The organism is Acinetobacter tianfuensis (assembly GCF_003611465.1).
In the GTDB taxonomy this organism is placed as follows: domain Bacteria; phylum Pseudomonadota; class Gammaproteobacteria; order Pseudomonadales; family Moraxellaceae; genus Acinetobacter; species Acinetobacter tianfuensis.
In genome coordinates this window covers 36,876-54,462 of the sequence record NZ_RAXV01000007.1, presented here as the reverse complement: position 1 = coordinate 54,462, position 17,587 = coordinate 36,876, and the positions used below count along the sequence as shown (strand labels likewise).

General features: G+C 45.1%; 17 protein-coding genes. 9 read left to right on the top strand and 8 right to left on the bottom strand.

Going from position 1 to position 17,587, the window contains the following annotated elements; all coding sequences use genetic code 11:
• Positions 1-11: 11 nt before the first annotated feature.
• The 8 genes from D7V32_RS04910 to sdsA form a co-directional block, all read right to left on the bottom strand.
• A complete protein-coding gene (locus D7V32_RS04910) occupies positions 12-449 on the bottom strand; it encodes a YbjQ family protein (RefSeq protein WP_120401791.1) in 438 nt (145 codons plus the stop codon).
• A gap of 5 nt (positions 450-454) precedes the next feature.
• A complete protein-coding gene (locus tag D7V32_RS04905) occupies positions 455-811 on the bottom strand; it encodes a YbjQ family protein (protein ID WP_120401790.1) in 357 nt (118 codons plus the stop codon).
• Between the two features lie 124 nt (positions 812-935).
• Complete coding sequence (adeK, locus tag D7V32_RS04900; RefSeq protein ID WP_120401789.1) at positions 936-2,384, bottom strand: multidrug efflux RND transporter AdeIJK outer membrane channel subunit AdeK; 1,449 nt, start codon at positions 2,382-2,384, stop codon at positions 936-938.
• Positions 2,384-5,563 carry an efflux RND transporter permease subunit gene (locus D7V32_RS04895; protein ID WP_120401788.1) on the bottom strand — a complete coding sequence of 1,060 codons (3,180 nt, stop codon included), beginning with the start codon at positions 5,561-5,563 and terminating at the stop codon, positions 2,384-2,386. The genes adeK and D7V32_RS04895 overlap by 1 nt, the downstream gene beginning before the upstream one ends.
• Before the next feature lie 12 nt (positions 5,564-5,575).
• Positions 5,576-6,829: an efflux RND transporter periplasmic adaptor subunit gene (locus tag D7V32_RS04890; RefSeq protein ID WP_120401787.1), complete on the bottom strand. Its 1,254-nt coding sequence runs from the start codon at positions 6,827-6,829 to the stop codon at positions 5,576-5,578.
• A gap of 24 nt (positions 6,830-6,853) precedes the next feature.
• Positions 6,854-7,468 carry a phosphatase PAP2 family protein gene (locus D7V32_RS04885; RefSeq protein ID WP_120401786.1) on the bottom strand — a complete coding sequence of 205 codons (615 nt, stop codon included), beginning with the start codon at positions 7,466-7,468 and terminating at the stop codon, positions 6,854-6,856.
• A gap of 147 nt (positions 7,469-7,615) precedes the next feature.
• Complete coding sequence (locus D7V32_RS04880; protein WP_120401785.1) at positions 7,616-9,667, bottom strand: site-specific recombinase; 2,052 nt, start codon at positions 9,665-9,667, stop codon at positions 7,616-7,618.
• A 25-nt stretch (positions 9,668-9,692) separates the two neighbouring features.
• Entirely contained in the window at positions 9,693-10,670 is a 978-nt protein-coding gene (gene sdsA, locus D7V32_RS04875) for an All-trans-nonaprenyl-diphosphate synthase (RefSeq protein ID WP_120401784.1), read from the bottom strand.
• A gap of 451 nt (positions 10,671-11,121) precedes the next feature.
• Here sdsA and rplU point away from each other — a divergent pair, with 451 nt between their 5' ends.
• The 9 genes from rplU (at position 11,122) to cysG (ending at position 17,586) form a co-directional block, all read left to right on the top strand.
• Positions 11,122-11,433 carry a 50S ribosomal protein L21 gene (rplU, locus tag D7V32_RS04870; protein WP_120401783.1) on the top strand — a complete coding sequence of 104 codons (312 nt, stop codon included), beginning with the start codon at positions 11,122-11,124 and terminating at the stop codon, positions 11,431-11,433.
• A gap of 19 nt (positions 11,434-11,452) precedes the next feature.
• Positions 11,453-11,707 carry a 50S ribosomal protein L27 gene (rpmA, locus tag D7V32_RS04865; RefSeq protein WP_120401782.1) on the top strand — a complete coding sequence of 85 codons (255 nt, stop codon included), beginning with the start codon at positions 11,453-11,455 and terminating at the stop codon, positions 11,705-11,707.
• 150 nt (positions 11,708-11,857) lie between these two features.
• Positions 11,858-12,322, top strand: coding sequence for a collagen-like protein (locus D7V32_RS04860; RefSeq protein WP_120401781.1), 465 nt, complete (start codon positions 11,858-11,860; stop codon positions 12,320-12,322).
• A 7-nt stretch (positions 12,323-12,329) separates the two neighbouring features.
• Positions 12,330-12,479 (top strand): hypothetical protein, encoded by a 150-nt coding sequence (locus D7V32_RS17235; RefSeq protein ID WP_213072541.1) that lies wholly within the window; start codon positions 12,330-12,332, stop codon positions 12,477-12,479.
• 152 nt (positions 12,480-12,631) lie between these two features.
• A complete protein-coding gene (locus D7V32_RS17230; protein WP_171407581.1) occupies positions 12,632-12,883 on the top strand; it encodes a YadA C-terminal domain-containing protein in 252 nt (83 codons plus the stop codon).
• A 200-nt stretch (positions 12,884-13,083) separates the two neighbouring features.
• Entirely contained in the window at positions 13,084-13,782 is a 699-nt protein-coding gene (lolA, locus tag D7V32_RS04850) for an outer membrane lipoprotein chaperone LolA (protein WP_120401779.1), read from the top strand.
• Positions 13,783-13,962: 180 nt separating this feature from the next.
• On the top strand, positions 13,963-14,736 hold the full coding sequence (locus tag D7V32_RS04845; RefSeq protein WP_120401832.1) for an RsiV family protein: 774 nt from the start codon (positions 13,963-13,965) through the stop codon (positions 14,734-14,736).
• Positions 14,737-14,870: 134 nt separating this feature from the next.
• Positions 14,871-16,142, top strand: coding sequence for a serine--tRNA ligase (serS, locus tag D7V32_RS04840; RefSeq protein WP_120401778.1), 1,272 nt, complete (start codon positions 14,871-14,873; stop codon positions 16,140-16,142).
• A gap of 67 nt (positions 16,143-16,209) precedes the next feature.
• A complete protein-coding gene (gene cysG / locus D7V32_RS04835; RefSeq protein WP_120401777.1) occupies positions 16,210-17,586 on the top strand; it encodes a siroheme synthase CysG in 1,377 nt (458 codons plus the stop codon).
• Position 17,587 lies beyond the last annotated feature (1 nt).

The following is a 17,587-nucleotide window of genomic DNA, read 5'->3' as shown; positions in this document are numbered from 1 at the left end:
TATTGGTAGAGTCAGTGGTTTTGAATCGCCGTGCCATACGCAAACACTTCAACCATGCCGCCGTCCATACCCATTTCGGTCGTGCTGAGGCGCAAACCCAATATTTCAGATGCGCCAATCTTTTCAGCTTCCAGCTTAAGGCGCACCACAGCCTCGCGTCTGGCGCGTTCAACCACCGTTTCATAGCTGCTGAGGTTGCCGCCAAAAAAGTTCTGAATATTCGCAATGACATATTTAAAATAATCGTGCGAAATCACCACATTGCTGGATACCAATTGCCCTGAATGTTCTGTGGTTTTAAAGCGGCTGCTGTCTAAACGGATGTAGGCGAGACGTTTTTCCTGTATTTCCAGCTCGGTGAGGTGCTTGCGTTCTGCATGGCGGCCAAAGCCCCAGCCCACGGCAAACAAAATCACAAAAATGGTGACTTTTAATAAAAAAGCATCCATGGCGTTTAACCTTGTGCAGGAAATGGGTCAGGCAGTTTTGGCTGGTTCGCTTCGACATGTACCGCAGTGCCGTAAACAAACAATTCAGATGCACCTTGGGCAATGTTAGACGTAGAAAAACGGATGCCCACAATAGCATTGGCGCCTAAGTTTTGCGCTTTTGCAATCATACGCTCCATGGCTTCTTGGCGGGATTCTTCCAGCAGCTCTGTGTAAGCAGTGAGTTCGCCGCCGACAATATTTTTCAGTCCAGCAAGCAAGTCACGGCCTGCATGTTTGCTGCGTACAGTGCTGCCATAAACAACATCCAGCTGCTGCGTAATGGTATGGCCCGGAACAGATTCAAGATTACTTAAAAGCATGATGCAAATATTTGACAATGAGATTGATATTGAAGATAGGTAAACTGCGTTGAAATTGCAATAAAAAAGCCCACCGAGGTGAGCTTTTTTAAAGTACCGGTTAAACCAGTACCTGCTGTTTCGTTTATTGCGCTGCTTTGCGTTCTGCAGAAGACTGCTGAATTTGTACAGCATCAGAGGTATTGGCTTTTAAGCCGCCGCCTAATGATTTGTACAGTTCCACTTGGTTGTTCAAGTTCGCTTGTTCAAGCAGAAGCAAGCCTTGTTCAGCGCCATAAGAAGTACGCTGTGCATCCAATACTGTTAAATAGCTGTCGATACCTGCGCGGAAGCGGGCATTAGAAAGCTTGTAAGTGGTATTGGTTGCATCGACTAAACGTTTCTGAGCTGCTAAGCGGTCACCAATATTTTGACGCACAGCTAAGGCATCATTCACTTCACTGAACGCAGTTTGAATTGATTTTTCATAATCAGATAAAGCAATTTCACGGTCAGTTTCTGAAATTTTGATGTTTGCTTTGCGTGTGCCCCAGTCCCAAAGCGGGATGTCTAGGCTTGGGCCTAATGACCATACAAATGCGCCAGATTTAAACAGGTCGCTTAAATCTGTCGATGCATAGCCCGCAGAGCCAGTTAGGCTGATGGTGGGGAACAAACGCGCTTTTGCTGCGCCAATGTTTGCGCCGGCTGCAGAAAGTTTGTATTCAGCTGCGCGTACATCTGGGCGGTTGTTCAGCAAGTCACTTGGAATGCCTGTGCCCATTGCATTGCTTGATGTAATGCGGGTAACACGCTGAGCAGGCAGCAGATTTGCTGGAACTTGCTGGCCTACCAGCAGATTCAGCATATTCTGTGCTTGAGCAACTTGTGTCTTATAGTTCGCTACATCATTGCGGGCTGTTTCAACTGAAATCTGCGCTTGGCGTACAGGAACTTCGCTGTCAATACCGACATCAAAACGCTTTTTGTTCAAGTTATAAGACTCAAGCTGCGTTTTAAGGGTTTGGTCAGCCAGTTTCAGATTGGCATTTGCAAATGAGTAGCTGAGCCATGCTTGAGCAACTTGGCCAACCAAAGCAATTTGCGTTGCATCACGTGCGCTTGCCGTTGCCAGATAGTTATCCAAAGCGTTGTCTTTCAGGCTGCGTACACGGCCCCAAAAATCCAGCTCATACGCAGTCACGCCTAAACCGACATTATAAGAAGTCATGGGCTTTTGAGAACTGAGCGTGTCCTGACGCAATACACCGCCGCTTGCGCCAATCGTTGGAAGCTGATTGTTCGAAGTGATTTGGTATTGCTGCTGCGCACGCTGAATATTCAGAGCGGCAGTGCGCAGGTCGCGGTTATTCGCCAAAGCTAAATCCAGCACTTGAACTAAACGCTGATCAGCAAAGAACTCTTTATAGCCTTGTTCTGCAGCAGATGAACCAGAAGCATAACTGCTGTAACCTTCTGGAATGTTCGCCTGAGCGGCAGGTTCTGGACCGCGCATGCTTTGGCAGGCAGCCAAAGCAAGCGCAAGTGAAGAAACCGCAATGCTACGACCTGCAATAGACCATATATTTTGCATCACGATGCGTGCTCCTGATTATTTTGTTGTTTTGGTTTGTATTTAAAGATGCTTCGAATCCATACGTAGAACACAGGGATAAAGAAGATGCCTAATAAGGTTGAACTGATTACGCCGCCCAGTACACCATAACCTACAGAGTGCTGGCTGCCTGCACCCGCGCCAGATGCTAACGCAAGCGGAAGTACACCAAAACCGAAGGCTAGAGTGGTCATAATGATTGGACGTAAACGCATTTTTGCAGCATGCATTGTTGCGTCAAACAGTTCTTCACCGCTTTCCTGAAGCTCTTTCGCAAATTCTACAATCAAAATCGCATTTTTGGCAGCCAAACCAATGACTGCAATGATTGCGACTTGGAAGTAAATGTTGTTAGAAAGGTTCGGATCTTTAAACAGAACCATACCAATGAAGGTTAATGCGACTGCACCAACAACACCTAGAGGTACAACCAAAAGGACAGAGAATGGAATTGACCAGCTTTCGTATAAAGCAGCCAGACACAGGAATACAATCAGTAAAGAAAGTGTGTAGATAATTGGCGCTTGAGCACCTGACTCACGTTCTTCCAGAGATAGGCCTGTCCATTCATAGTCATAGCCGCTAAGTCCCATAGATGGAAGTTTAGCAACGATTTCTTCCATGGCAGCCATGGCATCACCAGAGCTGACGCCTGGAGCAGGAGTACCTTGAATGTTCATCGATGAAATGCCGTTATAACGTTCAAGACGCGGAGAACCATAGGTCCATTGGCCAGTTGCGAATGCAGAGAACGGAACCATTGTGCCTTGGTTGTTGCGGACATACCATTTGTCTAAGTCTTCCGGCATCATGCGGGAATCCGCTTCGCCTTGCACATAAACCTTTTTCACACGGCCGCGGTCGACGAAGTCATTGATATACGAACCGCCCCAAGCCATACCCATCGTGGTATTGATCTCGGCGATGCTTACGCCCATGGCGCCAGCTTGCGCTTGGTCAACAATGATCTTGTACTGCGGTGTATCTTCCTGACCATTTGGACGCACGCCGACTAAGCGCTTGTCTTGAGCCGCCATGCCTAAAATGGCATTACGCGCATTCAGCAATTGATCGTGTCCGCTGCCGCTTGCATCTTTCAATTGCAAGTTAAAGCCAGCTGTTACACCTAATTCAGGCATTGCAGGAAGCTGTAAAGGCATGATATAGGACGCATCTTTTACAATCATGTTCAATGCCATGCCGCGCTGAATAATCGAACCGACTTTTGCTTCAGGCGTTGTGCGCTCTTCCCAGTCTTTCAGTTTAATGAACGCTAAGCCAGCATTTTGACCTACACCTGTAAATGAGAAGCCAGATACGCTGAATACAGATTCAACATAGTCTTTTTCTTTATTAAGGAAGTAGTCAGTCATGGTGCTGATGGTTTTATCAGTACGTTCCAATGTCGCATTTGGCGGCAATTGAACCAGTGTCATAACAACACCTTGGTCCTCATCTGGAAGGAACGATGACGGCAGCTTAGTGAACAGGAAGCCAAGAATTGCAATCACCACAAGATACAGCACGCCAGAAAACACTTTGGCATGCGTCATGCGGTTAACGCCGTTCTGGTATTTTCCAGCAACTTTGTCAAATGCTTGGTTAAACCAGCGGAAGAAACGGGCAAAGATATTATTGCTTGTTGCTTTGTTTGGATCATGCTGTTTCAGCATGGTCGCACATAAAGCTGGAGTAAAGGTTAATGCCACAATCAGTGACAAAATCATGGCGGTTACAAGCGTAATGGAGAACTGGCGGTAAATCACGCCTGTTGTGCCGCTCATAAATGCCATCGGTACGAATACCGCAGTTAATACAGAAGTAATACCAATCAATGCGCCAGAAATCTGCTTCATTGATTTTTCGGTAGCGCTCACAGGGTCGAGGTGTTCTTCGACCATGACACGTTCAACGTTTTCTACTACAACGATGGCGTCATCGACCAGAAGGCCAATAGCCAGTACCATGGCGAACATGGTTAATGTGTTGATTGAGAAACCGAAAACGTTAATAACTGCAAAGGTGCCTAATACAACAACAGGTACGGCCATTGTTGGAATCAATGTTGCGCGCCAGTTCTGCAAGAACAGGAACATGACAAGGAATACCAGAATAACAGCTTCAATCAGTGTATGTACTACAGATTCAATTGACAGTTTAATAAATGGCGTTGTATCAAACGCAAGCTTGTCCTGCATGCCTGCAGGGTAGTTTTTACGTAAATCAACAAGGCGCGCTTCTACAGCTTCTGCTGTATCAAGCGCGTTAGCGCCTGTTGCAAGTTTAATTGCAACACCGCCGGCAGGCTTGCCATTAAATTTAGAGTCGAACTGATAGTTATCTGCACCTAATTCAATACGGGCCACATCGCCTAAGCGTACTTGAGCGCCGCTCGCCGTATTTTTCAGGAAGATGTTTTGAAACTCTTCAGGTGTTGTCAGTAAGCTTTGCGCATTCACTGTTGCATTCAGCACTTGGCCTTCAATAGAGGGCGCACCGCCGAGCTGACCTACTGCAACCTGAGCGTTTTGTGTTCTTAATGCTGCAGCAATATCACTTGGAGTGACTTGCAGGCTTGCCATTTTAGATGGATCCATCCAAATACGCATTGCATATGAACCGCCAAACACCTGTACTTCACCCACACCGGCAACGCGGCTTAGAGGCTCAGAAATATTTGAGTTTACATAGTCTTTAATGTCATTTGCAGACAAACTGCCATCAGGAGAATAAAACGCTAAAACTTGCAGGAAGCTGGCGCCTGACTTGGTTACTTTTACCCCTTGACGCTGTACATCTTCAGGTAAAAGCGCAGTGGCAGACTGCAGTTTGTTTTGCACTTGAACTTGGGCGATATCTGGATCGATCCCTTGTTCAAAGTTTAATGAAATAGACGCTTGGCCGTTACCTGCGCTGTTTGACGAGATATAGCGCAAGCCGTCTAGACCATTCATTTGCTGTTCGATGATCTGCGTTACTGTATTTTCAACTGTAGCGGCAGATGCACCTGGATATGTTGCAGAAATCGTGACCGTTGGCGGAGCAATGGTCGGATACTGCGCGATAGGCATTTTGCTGAGCGTGAGAACACCCGCCAGCATAATGACTAATGCAATCACCCATGCAAAGATGGGGCGATGAATAAAGAATTGAGCCATTCAGTCTACCCCTTATGAATTTGAAGTAGATTTTTGTTCTGGTTTAGCTTCTGCTTCAGAAGCAGGTTTAGCTTGGCTTGCCGCGCTTGGTGCACCTTGAGGCACAGCTTTTGGCTGGTAAGGTTTAGCAGTAACTTGCTGTTCAGGTTTTACTTTTGCAATACCGTCAACAATGACTTTTTCACCCGGTTTCAAACCGTCTGTTACGATCCAGTCTTTACCTTGAACGCCTGCAGTAGTTACAGGACGAGGTTCAACAGCGCCTTTTTCATTGACCAGCATTGCCATTGCTTGGCCTGTCGGGGTGCGTGTAATTGCAGCTTGCGGGATCAAATAAGCGTTTGGAATTACGCCTTGTACGATTTTTGCATTTGCAAACATGCCCGGAAGCAGCAGGTGATTCGGGTTCGGGAATACTGCGCGCAAAGTAACTGTGCCTGTATCTGGGTTTACACTTGCATCAGAAAAAGCTAAACGGCCTTCTTGTGAGTATTCGCTGCCATCTTCAAGCTTTAACTTCACTTTCGTGTTGTTGCTGCTGTCGAGAGCGCCTTTGCTCAGCTGCTGACGCAAACGAAGCAATTCAGCGCTTGACTGGTTAATGTCAACATAGATTGGATCTAAGCGCTGAATAGTTACCAGCGGATCTGCCTGATTGGCGGTTACCAATGCGCCTGAAGTGACTGTAGAGCGGTTCGTTTGACCTGAAATTGGCGCACGGACAGTTGAATAACCTAGGTTGATTTCAGCATTTTTTAACGTAGCGCGGTTGGCGTTTAATGTTGCTTCAGCAAGTTTCACTTGTGCAGCAATGTCGTCATATTCTTGCTTAGAAATGGCGTTTGTGCCTACCAATTGGCGGTAGCGGCCTTCTTTAACGCGTAAAACGTTTAAGTTTGCTTCAGCGCTGGCAATAGACGCACGTGCGTTATCGACATTTGCACGGTTAGTGCTAGAGTCGATTTCATACAGTGCTTGGCCTTCGCGGACATAGCTGCCTTCAGCAAAAAGACGTTTCAGAACGACACCGCTGGCTTGCGGTCGCACTTCGGAAATTTCAAATGCTGTAGTACGGCCTGAAAGTTCTACAGACTGTTCCACGCTTTGCGGCTGAGCAACAATAATTCCAACTTCAGTTGGAGGCATTTGCTGAGCAGCGCCAGCTTGCTGTGCCTCCTTTGGATCTTTGCTGCAGCCTACAAGTGCAATACTTGTTGCTAATGCGCAAGCAGTCAGGGCCGGAGCCCAAAGCTTTGCAGACATCATTCTTCCACCTCAATTAGATTTTTATCAAAATTCATTATTTAGTTTACGCAGCTGCTGTTTATTCAATACCGCATATAAAAACGTGATCCAAATAAGGCTTATTCCCCAGCCGGAAAGTACATCGGAAGGATAATGAGCGCCTGCATATACTCTTGAAAAACCCATCAGCAGAACCCATGTACAAATAAACAGATAAATCAATTTACGCTGTGTATACTGCTGATAGATGTATAACCCTAAGCACCCCAATGCTGCGGCATAGAGGCTATGCCCACTTGGAAATGAATCTCCGTAGGTGTTCACCAGAAAATACATTTCAGGTGGGCGCGGCCGGGAGATAAGGTATTTCAAAAGCCATGTCAGGCTTATACTTCCTAAAATTCCTATACTGATAAAAGCAATAAGTGAATATTTTTTATACCATGCTGACTGTAAACACCATAGCGTGGTTATAAATAATACAAAAGGCATGCCTCCCGCGATGGAAAATCCTATGGCTGCAGTGTTGAATGCGGCATTGCGGTGCGCGTGCATCCAGTCCAAAACGGAAAGGTCAAACCTATTCAATGTTGGAAATATCAGCAATAAAATACTGAAAATTAACATGAAACAGCCGAGGAAAAGCAATCGCTTGGGCATGCTTGAATCCTTGTATCTTAACTGGAGCAAGTCCAATTAATTGATGGTTTAAAGTGTACTCATCAGTACACTTTATTTCAAGTGTGTGTAAATTATGCTAATTTCTTTTTGGTGTTTATGTAACATCCAATAAAGTAAATTAACAAATTAGTGGCTGTGTTTCTGTGCGTTATTTGCATCATTAACTTCTAGAGGTTCTTTCGGCGGCCAGAAAAAATCGCTTGGGCGGGTCAGCAAGTGGGTTAAAACCAGTTTTGCTAAAGGTTTCCACTGTTCAAAGCGTACACGCCGCGCTCGAAGAGCCACAATAATGGTCAGTGTAAAGCTGACAAATAAGTTAGTCAGGCCAATCAGCAGCACACCTAAAAAAGAAACAATAATCAGGCCAATATCTGGACTGTCATTGATATTAAGCAAACCTTGAATAAAGTTTGCAGAAGCAAAGGCAATATGGCGGATATCTAAAGGCAGACCTAAAATATAGCCGATGGTTCCCATGCTGCCGAGCATGATGCCAAAGATAAAGTTGCCCGCCAGTGCGCCAAGATTACGCTCTATATAAGCGGCAAACTTATTTAAACGCTCCTGACCCATCAGTGATCTAAGCTTTTTGTGCGCCTGCATGCGCGGGCCGACTTTCCGGTAGATGGCCATATTGTCAAAATAGCCTGCCAGCAAGCCGGATAAAAATAGGCAAATGCCGGCAATTGCTGCATGAGGAATAGCTAATGAGGTGAAAGGGTTCAGGTCATGCAAAGTTTTGGCTGCTTTAACATGATTCATCAGCGGTTCATGCAGCGTCATTTCCCAGCCGATTGTGATGAGAGCAGCAACAGGTATCGCAATTGAAATATTGCCTAAAATAGCAATAAATTGGGTGCGGATAATATTAATAATCAATGCGGCTAATTCTGCAATTTGTGCTGTTTTGGAGCCTTTGCGGTGCTGTACAGTTGAGGCTAAGGCGGCTGCAGTCATCGCAGGCTGTTTGGTGGCAACTGTAAAATGCAGCACATGAATCAGCATGAAACCCAATGAATAATTCATGCTGTAACTGAAGGCTTGCATGAGCGGCGCAAGGCTTGCGCGCATCATTAAGGTTTTCAGTGTCGCCATAATCGCAATAATAATGCCCGCGCCAGCTGCGGACTTATACATGGAAACAAAGCCTTTTTTATCTGTGCTTACATAATGCTCTCCAGTCTTGCTTGCATTTTCAGTAACCTGCAGCGCCATGAGTTCACTGTTGGTCGCAAGCAAAGAGCGCACGCTGCGTTCGCTGTATAGGGCATCGGTAATATCAACCAGCAAGGAGCCAAGCGAGCTGTAGCGGACATCGTCTTCTTCAACAATTAAGTTGAGTAAAATTTCGATGCGGTCTAAAGACTGTTCAAGCAGTGACAGTAAATAGGTCAAACTCACACTGACGCCAACACGCTTAGTTGCGCGGCGGATTTTCAGCACCACTTCACGGCACTGATCCAGCATGACTAAGGCTTGAGATGCATCAGGCGGAATGACGGCGCTCATTTGCTCTGCATTTTGGTGCAGAGTTTTATATTGCTGAATGAAATCATTGATTTCACGGTTCTGAACGAGGAAGGGTGACTCGTATTCAGTCAGTTCAGGCTGCGCATTAATAAATTCAGGATATAAACCAATGCCGCTGACACGGTAAGACAAAACAGTAATGGCTTTGATCAGCTCACTGCGGATTTGTTTTTTTTCGTCTTGGCTGCTGTGGCCTTGATTGAGCAGGCGGAACAGCTTTTGCCAATCTTGCTCGTCTATGCTGTCCAGCCAATATTTATCGCTGCGCTGATGAAAAACGCGGCGGACTAAATCTTGCAGCTGGCTTGTATCATCAATGAGCGGTAAGAAATGTGCGCCTAAACGTTGTGAAAGCTGCGCCCAAAAACCATCTAAAGATAAAATACCAGTGTCAGCATACAAACTGGTCTGCTTATAGCGGCTGATGATTTTTAAAGTAAAGCTTTGCAGCGTGCTGGCTGCATCTGGTGTCAGCAGCAGGGCTTGTAAAAGAGCTTGAAATTTTTGATGGATTTCATGGCTGTTTTTGCTGTCTAGCGGGCGTATGCGGTTGATCAGCTCTATGAGCAATTGCTCATCCAAAGCAGCTTGAGGCTGCTCAAGCTGCTGCTGCATGGTTAAAAATAAATCATTTAATTTTATATGCATAGGCAAGGGTATAGTTTTTAAGTGCTTATTGAATGCGGTGCAGCGCCAGCTTTGCCAAGTTGCGCAGCGCTTCACGGTACTGAGTATTTGGTAAAGCTTCAAGCGCCAGCAGCGCAGCATCTGTTTCTTCTGTTGCACGCTGTGAGCAATACTCTAAAGCGCCAGATGTTTGCACGATTTGAATTACACGTTCTAAATCCGCTGTGCCGCCTGTAGCGATACTTTTACGGATGATGCTGTGTTCTTCGCCTTGTGTATTTGCCAAAGCAGAGATTAACGGTAAAGTCGGTTTGCCTTCCATTAAATCATCACCAATATTTTTACCTAATGTTTCAGCATCAGAGGTGTAGTCTAAAATATCATCAATAATTTGGAAGGCATTGCCAAAGTGGCCAGCAAACTTGCGCAGCGGCTCACGGTACTGTTCTGTGCCAGTGATAATTGCTGCGCCTTCAGTTGCCAGTTCAAATAAGCGGGATGTTTTGCCGTGAATAATATCTAAATAAGTTTGTTCATTAGTATCTGGCTGATGCTGCGCCTGAAGCTGTAAAACTTCGCCTTCGGCAATTTCACACGTACCTGTTGAAAAATCTTTTAATAAAACCATATTGTCCAGATCGACAAGCAGGTCAAAAGCGCGCGAGATAAGAAAGTCGCCTACCAGTACTGCCGTTTGGTTATTCCATGTTGCGTTAGCCGTAGGGCGGCCGCGGCGTAAGCCAGACTCATCGACCACATCATCATGTACCAAAGTTGCGGTATGCAGCATTTCAATAATTGCAGCCAGCTTGCGGTGCTTTTCTAAATTTTCTGCGCCGCAGGCTTTAGCCGCCAATAAGCACATGATCGGGCGCATGCGTTTTCCGCCAGCTTCTACGACATGTTTGCTGACGGCCATCACTAAAGCAACTTTAGAAGTAATCCCTTCATTAATGAATGTGTCCATCGCGGCAAAGTCTGAAGCAACAGGTGCGAGAATGTCTTGCTTAAAGTCGATGGTCATGTGAAGAAAAACCTCAATTTATCTGGAGTTGGCTGTGGCTAGTGTAACAATTTGCGCTGAGAAATGCAGATAGAAAGCCAAGTGATTGATTTAAAGTTGAGTGAAAAAATCAGACAACTCTCTATTTCTAATCTTTCAGTGCGAATCTGTAATGCTGTTATATTGGCAAACCTTATATTTGCCTTTGTTTATGCTGTCTATAGTAGCGAATAGATTTTAAAAATCTATGTCATTTTTTATCCTGCACATTACCTTAGATAAAAAATGATCAGCTGATAAGCCGCTGTTTATTAAATAATCGTTAAATATGGCTATTAATTTGTGCAAATGACTTGTTGTTTGGCGGATTATCACTTAAAATCCTTGCCCTTGTACAACCCCAGTGGCGGTCGTCTTAAGATCGGTATATTCCTTTACCGGCACGTCGACACGGGCATGTTTGGAGTACGTTATGTACGCAGTTATCCAAAGCGGTGGTAAACAGCACCGTGTTGTTGAGGGTGAAACCCTTAAAGTAGAATTATTGAAAGCTGAAACTGGCTCAACAATTACGTTTGATGACGTGTTGATGCTTGTTAACGGTGACAGCGTTCAAATTGGTGCACCAGTTGTAGCTGGCGCTAAAGTAACTGCTGAAGTAGTTAGCCATGGTCGTCACGACAAAATCCGCATTATCAAAATGCGTCGTCGTAAACACTATCGTAAACAGCAAGGTCACCGTCAATGGTTCACTGAGTTGAAAATTACAGCTATTTCAGGCTAATTACGAGGAGTAAAGAGACATGGCATCTAAAAAAGCCGGTGGTTCGACTAAGAACGGTCGTGATTCGAACCCTAAAATGCTTGGTGTTAAAGTTTACGGTGGTCAAACTGTAACTGCTGGTAACATCATCGTTCGTCAACGTGGTACTGAATTCCACGCTGGTGTTAACGTAGGTATGGGTCGTGACCATACACTATTTGCTACTGCTGACGGCGTAGTAAAATTCGAAGTGAAAGGTCAATTTGGCCGTCGCTACGTATCTGTTGACGCGTAATAGCTGAGATAGAAAAAACCCGCATTTTATGCGGGTTTTTTTATGCCAATTAAATATTATTTAAAATAATTTGCTTAAAACAATAAATTAAATTTCATTAAAAGAATAAAGTATTCATTAGAAATATTTAATAATAATTGAGTCTCAAATATGCAATTTAATGTTATTTACATCACATTATTAAGAGAGTCTAATGAAACTCTAGATGATAAAAAGGACAAGGGCATGAACATGATATTAAAAAGTCTATTCACTCAAGCCTGTTCTAAAAGTAAAAAGCTTTCTGATAAGGAATCTGAAAGACGCGTAACGGTAAATTGCTCTGCAATGTCAAAAAATACTGAATATTTGTCTGGTTTTTCTGCTCGCAAAGTGACACGAGGCTTACACCATATGCCAGAACTATTGCTGCTAAGCAGTATGCTGGCCTTTAGTGGAGGCGCTTGGGCAACACTTGGTGAGGATGCTCACCATTCCAATGGTGCTGAGAATGGACAAGGACATGAAGAACACGGCAATGGTAATGGTAATGGTCATGAAGAGCATTCAGGACCGAAAGGGCCAAAAGGTGAACAAGGACCAGTAGGACCAGCAGGGCCACAAGGGCCAGAATGACCGCAAGGTGAACCAGGATCGGCAGGACCAGCAGGGCCACAAGGGCCAGCAGGACCGCAAGGTGAACCAGGATCGGCAGGACCAGCAGGACTACAAGGTCCAGCAGGACTGCAAGGTGTTGCAGGTGAGAAAGGTGAACAAGGTGTTACTGGATTAAGCGCATATGAAGTTGCAGCGAACAATGGCTTTGAAGGAAGCCAAGCAGAATGGCTGCTTAGTCTGAGAGGACCATCAGGACGTGATGGAGTTGATAGCTTAAATGAGTCAAAACGTTATACCGATAACCGGGTTGCTGAGTTAAACCGCAGGGTGGACCATCTAGAAGATGGATTGCATGCAGCGGTTGCATCGAGTATCGCCATCGCATCCTTGCCGCAACCGACGGAAGCAGGCTTGAGCATGCTGAGTGCAGGTGTAGGAACATGGGAAAGTGAACAGGGTTTTGCAGTTGGCTTTAGCGGCGTTTCGGACAATAATAAATATGTCTATAAACTAGCAGCGACTGCAAATACTGAAGGAGATTTCGGTGCAGGCCTTTCTATAGGCTGGCAGTGGAAATAGCCGAATTAATTTAATACTGCAAAAAAGCTTCTGTTTTTACAGGGGCTTTTTTATGGTATTTATCTCCATCATGATGAATAAAAACAGCCATTTTGCATAAATAAGACTACAAAACGTCTTATTTTCTATCATTTTAGCTATTCAAATTGGTTTAAGATAATTTCATACATTAAATTGCTCTAACTAGAAAAAGGTGAATTATGAATATGCTTCGTAAAACCGTATGTGCAATCGCATTGGGTTCAGCGCTGACTGTGCCGATGATGAGTACAACTGTGTTGGCTGCTCCAGTTGCAGCATCGGAGCAGCAGGCGACTGCAGGTTTAGTGAAGCAGCTCAGCGGCATCCGCAGTTTAAGCGCGAATTTTGAACAGACATCTAAGGTTACGGGCGGCAGTAAGCCTGTGAAAAAACAAGGCTTGTCTGCACAGCATATGAACCAGACCTTTAAAGGTGTCATGAACGTTGAGCGTCCAGGCAAATTCTACTGGGAAACAACCAGTCCAGCGAAACAGACTATTGTGACTTCAGGTAAAACAGTATGGATTTATGATCCAGACTTGCAGCAGGCTGTACGCCAAAGTTTAGATGAGCAAGTGGCAAATACGCCTGCATTGCTGCTCTCTGGCAATACCAGCCAAATCATGAGCTCATACCGTGTAACACAGCCAGATAAAACAAAAACCTATTACACACTCTATCCAAAACAAAAAGATGGCGTGTTTCAAAGCTTAACCATTAGTTTTGGCGCAAATAAAGCGCCGACCTTGATGATTCTTGCTGATTCTTTGGGTCAAACGACTTATGTGCGTTTTAATAATGTCAAAGTGAATGCCTCTATCCCAGCATCTACGTTTAATTTTGCGCCGCCTAAAGGGACAGACATCATTGATCAATAAGCGGATGACACATTTTAAAAAGCAGGCTTAGGCCTGCTTTTTGTATTTTTGCGCTGCAGTTTTGAGCAATAGAGATTAAAAGGCTATTTTAGATACACTTTGTAAATTGAGCTGAGCTGTGCACTTAGTAAAATGTGAAAAATCATTGAACTAAATAATGAAGTTGCTATGGAAGATCTGATGAAACCAGCACAATTTAAATTTGGACTGCTGGCGGCAGCAGTGCTGGGAGCAGCAGTTTTAACTGGCTGTCAGCCGCGTGAAGTGCCGGCAGAGCCGCAAGCGGAGGCATCTGCCCCAGCCGCAGCGTCCATTCAGTTGCTGCAAGTGCAGGCTGTGCCTATGGAAGGCTTTAATAAAAATGTATGTGAAAAAGAGGGCTGTACTCAATTTGACCTGCAAACGGTAAAAAGTAATGCAGCATGGATTGATGAATATTTTGCAGACCGTATCCGTAAGGCTGAACCAGTCGCTTTTTCTGAAATTCAGCCGCAGGCCGCTGAAGAAACGGATCCGGCAAAGCTGAATCAGCAAAGCATCAGTGTCCGTTATATGGGGCAGCAGTATGATATTGCGACTTTTGCGATGGCCAGCTATAGCTATAGTTCAGGAGCTGCGCATGGTTTGTACCATATTGAATATGTCAATTTTGATTTAAAAAATCAGAAGCGTTTGGCGCTGCATGATATTTTAAATCAGGGCGCAGAGCAAAAAGTTCTAGAAGCGTTGTATGAGGCAAATACCAATTGGCTGTATAACCGTCAGATTGAAAAATCGCAGCTGAAATTAAGCGATAATTACTATTATGGCGCCAATGGTATTGTATTTGTTTATCCGCTCTATGAATTGGCAAGTTATGCAGAAGGCATGACGGAGCTGAAACTGCCGTATGAGTCAGCAGCGGCTTTGATTCAGTCAAAATATTTGCCAAGTCTGCCTAAAAATTCAAAATAAGGCTGTGCAGCAGGATTTGAAGCGAATCCTGCTGATATTGCTTTAATAAGGCGCAGGCATGATCAGCTTGACTGTATTTTTTATTGTGAAGAGCTTACACTATAGCCAGTTTTTTTCTTTCCAAAAGATTGGCTATGATCGACCCGAAATTACTCAGAAATAATATTGAGGCTGTAAATTTAGCCTTGGCGAAACGTGGTGTACAGCTTAACGTTGAAGAATGGGCATCATTAGAAGCCCGCCGTAAAGAAATTCAGTCTAAAACAGAATCCTTGCAGGCAGAACGTAATGCGGGTGCAAAGCAAGTTGGCCAGCTTAAAAAAGCCGGTGAAGATGCTTCTGAAATCATGGCGCGCATGTCTGCGATTGGCGATGAAATTAAAGCGGCAGAAGTCGCTTTGGCTGAATTGCAGGCAGAGCTTGAAGAAAAATCATTATCTATTCCAAACTTGCCTGATGATTCTGTGCCAGAAGGCAAAGACGAATCTGACAATGTTGAAGTTTTAAAATGGGGCACGCCTCGTACTTTTGATTTTGACATCAAAGACCATACTGACCTAGGCGAAATGATGGGCGGTTTGGAGTTTGAAACAGCAACAAAATTAACTGGCTCTCGTTTCAGCGTATTAAAAGGCCCATTGGCTCGCTTACAGCGTGCAATTACGCAGTTCATGCTGAATACGCATACTGACCAAAATGGCTATACAGAAGCGTATGTACCTTACCTTGTAAATGCGGACTCACTGCGCGGTACAGGCCAGCTGCCTAAATTTGAAGAAGACTTGTTCAAGCTTCAAGGCGAAAAAGAATTCTATTTAATTCCAACTGCAGAAGTGCCGGTAACGAACTTTGTACGTGACGAAATTATTGATGCCGACCGTCTGCCACTGAAATATGCTGCGCATACGCCATGTTTCCGCAGTGAAGCAGGTTCTTATGGCCGCGATACGCGCGGTTTGATCCGTCAGCACCAGTTTGACAAAGTTGAGATGGTTCAAATTGTAAAACCTGAAACGTCAATGCAGGCGCTGGAAGATTTGACTGGCCATGCGGAAGGTATTTTGCAAGCATTAGGTCTGCCATACCGCAAGATTATTCTGTGCGGCGGCGACATGGGCTTTGGCGCAGCCAAAACTTATGACTTAGAAGTATGGGTCCCGAGCCAAAATACATATCGTGAAATTTCTTCATGCTCAAACATGGGGGATTTCCAAGCGCGCCGTATGAAAGCGCGTTACCGTGCAGACCAAAAGAAAACTGAATTCGTGCATACACTGAACGGTTCAGGTTTAGCTGTAGGCCGTACATTGCTTGCTGTAATGGAAAACTATCAGCGTGCTGACGGTTCGATTGAAATTCCAGCAGTGCTGCGTCCATATATGGGCGGTGCTGAATACATCGACTAATCAGATGTGCAGGAGGGCTAGCGTATGCTAGCCCTCTGACCATCAGCACTATAGTTTTGAGGTTTGTGTGGATATTTTTCCAATTTCACTGAAGCTGCAAAAGCAGCTTTGTTTGATTGTGGGCGGCGGCCATATTGCATACCGTAAGGCTGTGCTTCTGGCAAAAGCAGGTGCAGTCATTGATGTTATTTCACCTGAAATTGATGCAGGCCTGCTGGGTCTTGTGCAGCAGAGCGGCGGTCAATTTGTTCAGGCGCAATATAGTCAGCATATCGCGCTGCGTAAATACCGTTTAGTCATTGCAGCGACAGATGAAGCTGCTGTAAATCAAACTGTATTTGCAGATTGTGAAGCTGAAAATGTGCTGGTCAATAGTGTCGATGATCCTCCGCATTGCCGTTTTATGGTGCCTGCAATTATTGACCGTTCACCGCTGGTGGTATCTATTGCGACCAATGGCGCATCTCCAGTCCTTGCACGTCAGATCCGTACACAGTTAGAAGCAGCCATTCCGCAAGGGATGGGCGCATTGGCTGAATTTTCGGGCAAATGGCGCAGTGCAGTGAAAGAAAAAATTGAAAATCCAGACAAGCGCCGCATCTTTTGGGAAGACTTGTATGCAAGTCCGCTGAAAGAGCAGGTCTTTAATGGCAATTTGGCTGAAGCTGACCGTTTGATTGAACAGGCATTGCAGCAATGGCCTGAGCCGAAAGGCGAGGTCTATCTGGTGGGGGCTGGTCCGGGTGATCCTGAACTGCTCACATTGAAAGCGCTGCGTTTAATGCAGCAGGCGGATGTGGTGATTTATGACCGTTTAGTATCACCTGCAATTATGGATTTATGCCGCCGTGATGCGGAAAAAATTTATGTCGGCAAGGCGCGCTCAAACCATGCCGTACCGCAAGAAAGCATCAATGCTTTATTGGTGAAGTATGCGCAAGAAGGTAAGCGAGTTTGCCGTTTAAAAGGCGGAGATCCGTTTATCTTTGGCCGCGGCGGAGAAGAAATTCAGGAACTCTTTGCGGCAGGCGTTGCCTTCCAAGTCGTTCCAGGAATTACAGCTGCATCTGGCTGTTCAGCTTATGCCGGTATTCCTTTAACGCATCGTGATTATGCGCAAAGTGTACGATTCCTGACGGGTCATCTCAAAGAAGGCTCGCCTGAGCTGCCTTGGCGTGAACTGGTTTATCAAAATCAAACACTGGTGCTGTATATGGGCTTGGTCGGTCTAGAAAAAATTTGTGAGAAACTCATCGCGCATGGGCAGCGTCCAGACATGCCTGTCGCATTAGTTTCTAAAGGGACGACGCCTGAACAAAAAGTCGTGGTCGGGACATTGGCAGATATTGCATCTAAAGTCAGTGAATACCAAATTCAGGCGCCTACATTGACGATTATTGGTGATGTGGTGAGTCTGCGTGAACAGCTTCAATGGCTGGATTGAT

Bases quoted from the DNA above. Each gene is read 5' to 3' on its own strand.
- D7V32_RS04880 (WP_120401785.1), bottom strand. From the start codon at position 9,667: ATGCATATAAAATTAAATGATTTATTTTTAACCATGCAGCAGCAGCTT.
- D7V32_RS04860 (WP_120401781.1), top strand. From the start codon at position 11,858: ATGCAATTTAATGTTATTTACATCACATTATTAAGAGAGTCTAATGAA.
- D7V32_RS04910 (WP_120401791.1), bottom strand. From the start codon at position 449: ATGGATGCTTTTTTATTAAAAGTCACCATTTTTGTGATTTTGTTTGCC.
- D7V32_RS04885 (WP_120401786.1), bottom strand. From the start codon at position 7,468: ATGCCCAAGCGATTGCTTTTCCTCGGCTGTTTCATGTTAATTTTCAGT.
- sdsA (WP_120401784.1), bottom strand. From the start codon at position 10,670: ATGACCATCGACTTTAAGCAAGACATTCTCGCACCTGTTGCTTCAGAC.
- adeK (WP_120401789.1), bottom strand. From the start codon at position 2,384: ATGCAAAATATATGGTCTATTGCAGGTCGTAGCATTGCGGTTTCTTCA.
- rplU (WP_120401783.1), top strand. From the start codon at position 11,122: ATGTACGCAGTTATCCAAAGCGGTGGTAAACAGCACCGTGTTGTTGAG.
- lolA (WP_120401779.1), top strand. From the start codon at position 13,084: ATGAATATGCTTCGTAAAACCGTATGTGCAATCGCATTGGGTTCAGCG.
- D7V32_RS04895 (WP_120401788.1), bottom strand. From the start codon at position 5,563: ATGGCTCAATTCTTTATTCATCGCCCCATCTTTGCATGGGTGATTGCA.
- serS (WP_120401778.1), top strand. From the start codon at position 14,871: ATGATCGACCCGAAATTACTCAGAAATAATATTGAGGCTGTAAATTTA.
- rpmA (WP_120401782.1), top strand. From the start codon at position 11,453: ATGGCATCTAAAAAAGCCGGTGGTTCGACTAAGAACGGTCGTGATTCG.
- D7V32_RS04905 (WP_120401790.1), bottom strand. From the start codon at position 811: ATGCTTTTAAGTAATCTTGAATCTGTTCCGGGCCATACCATTACGCAG.
- D7V32_RS04890 (WP_120401787.1), bottom strand. From the start codon at position 6,829: ATGATGTCTGCAAAGCTTTGGGCTCCGGCCCTGACTGCTTGCGCATTA.
- D7V32_RS04845 (WP_120401832.1), top strand. From the start codon at position 13,963: ATGAAACCAGCACAATTTAAATTTGGACTGCTGGCGGCAGCAGTGCTG.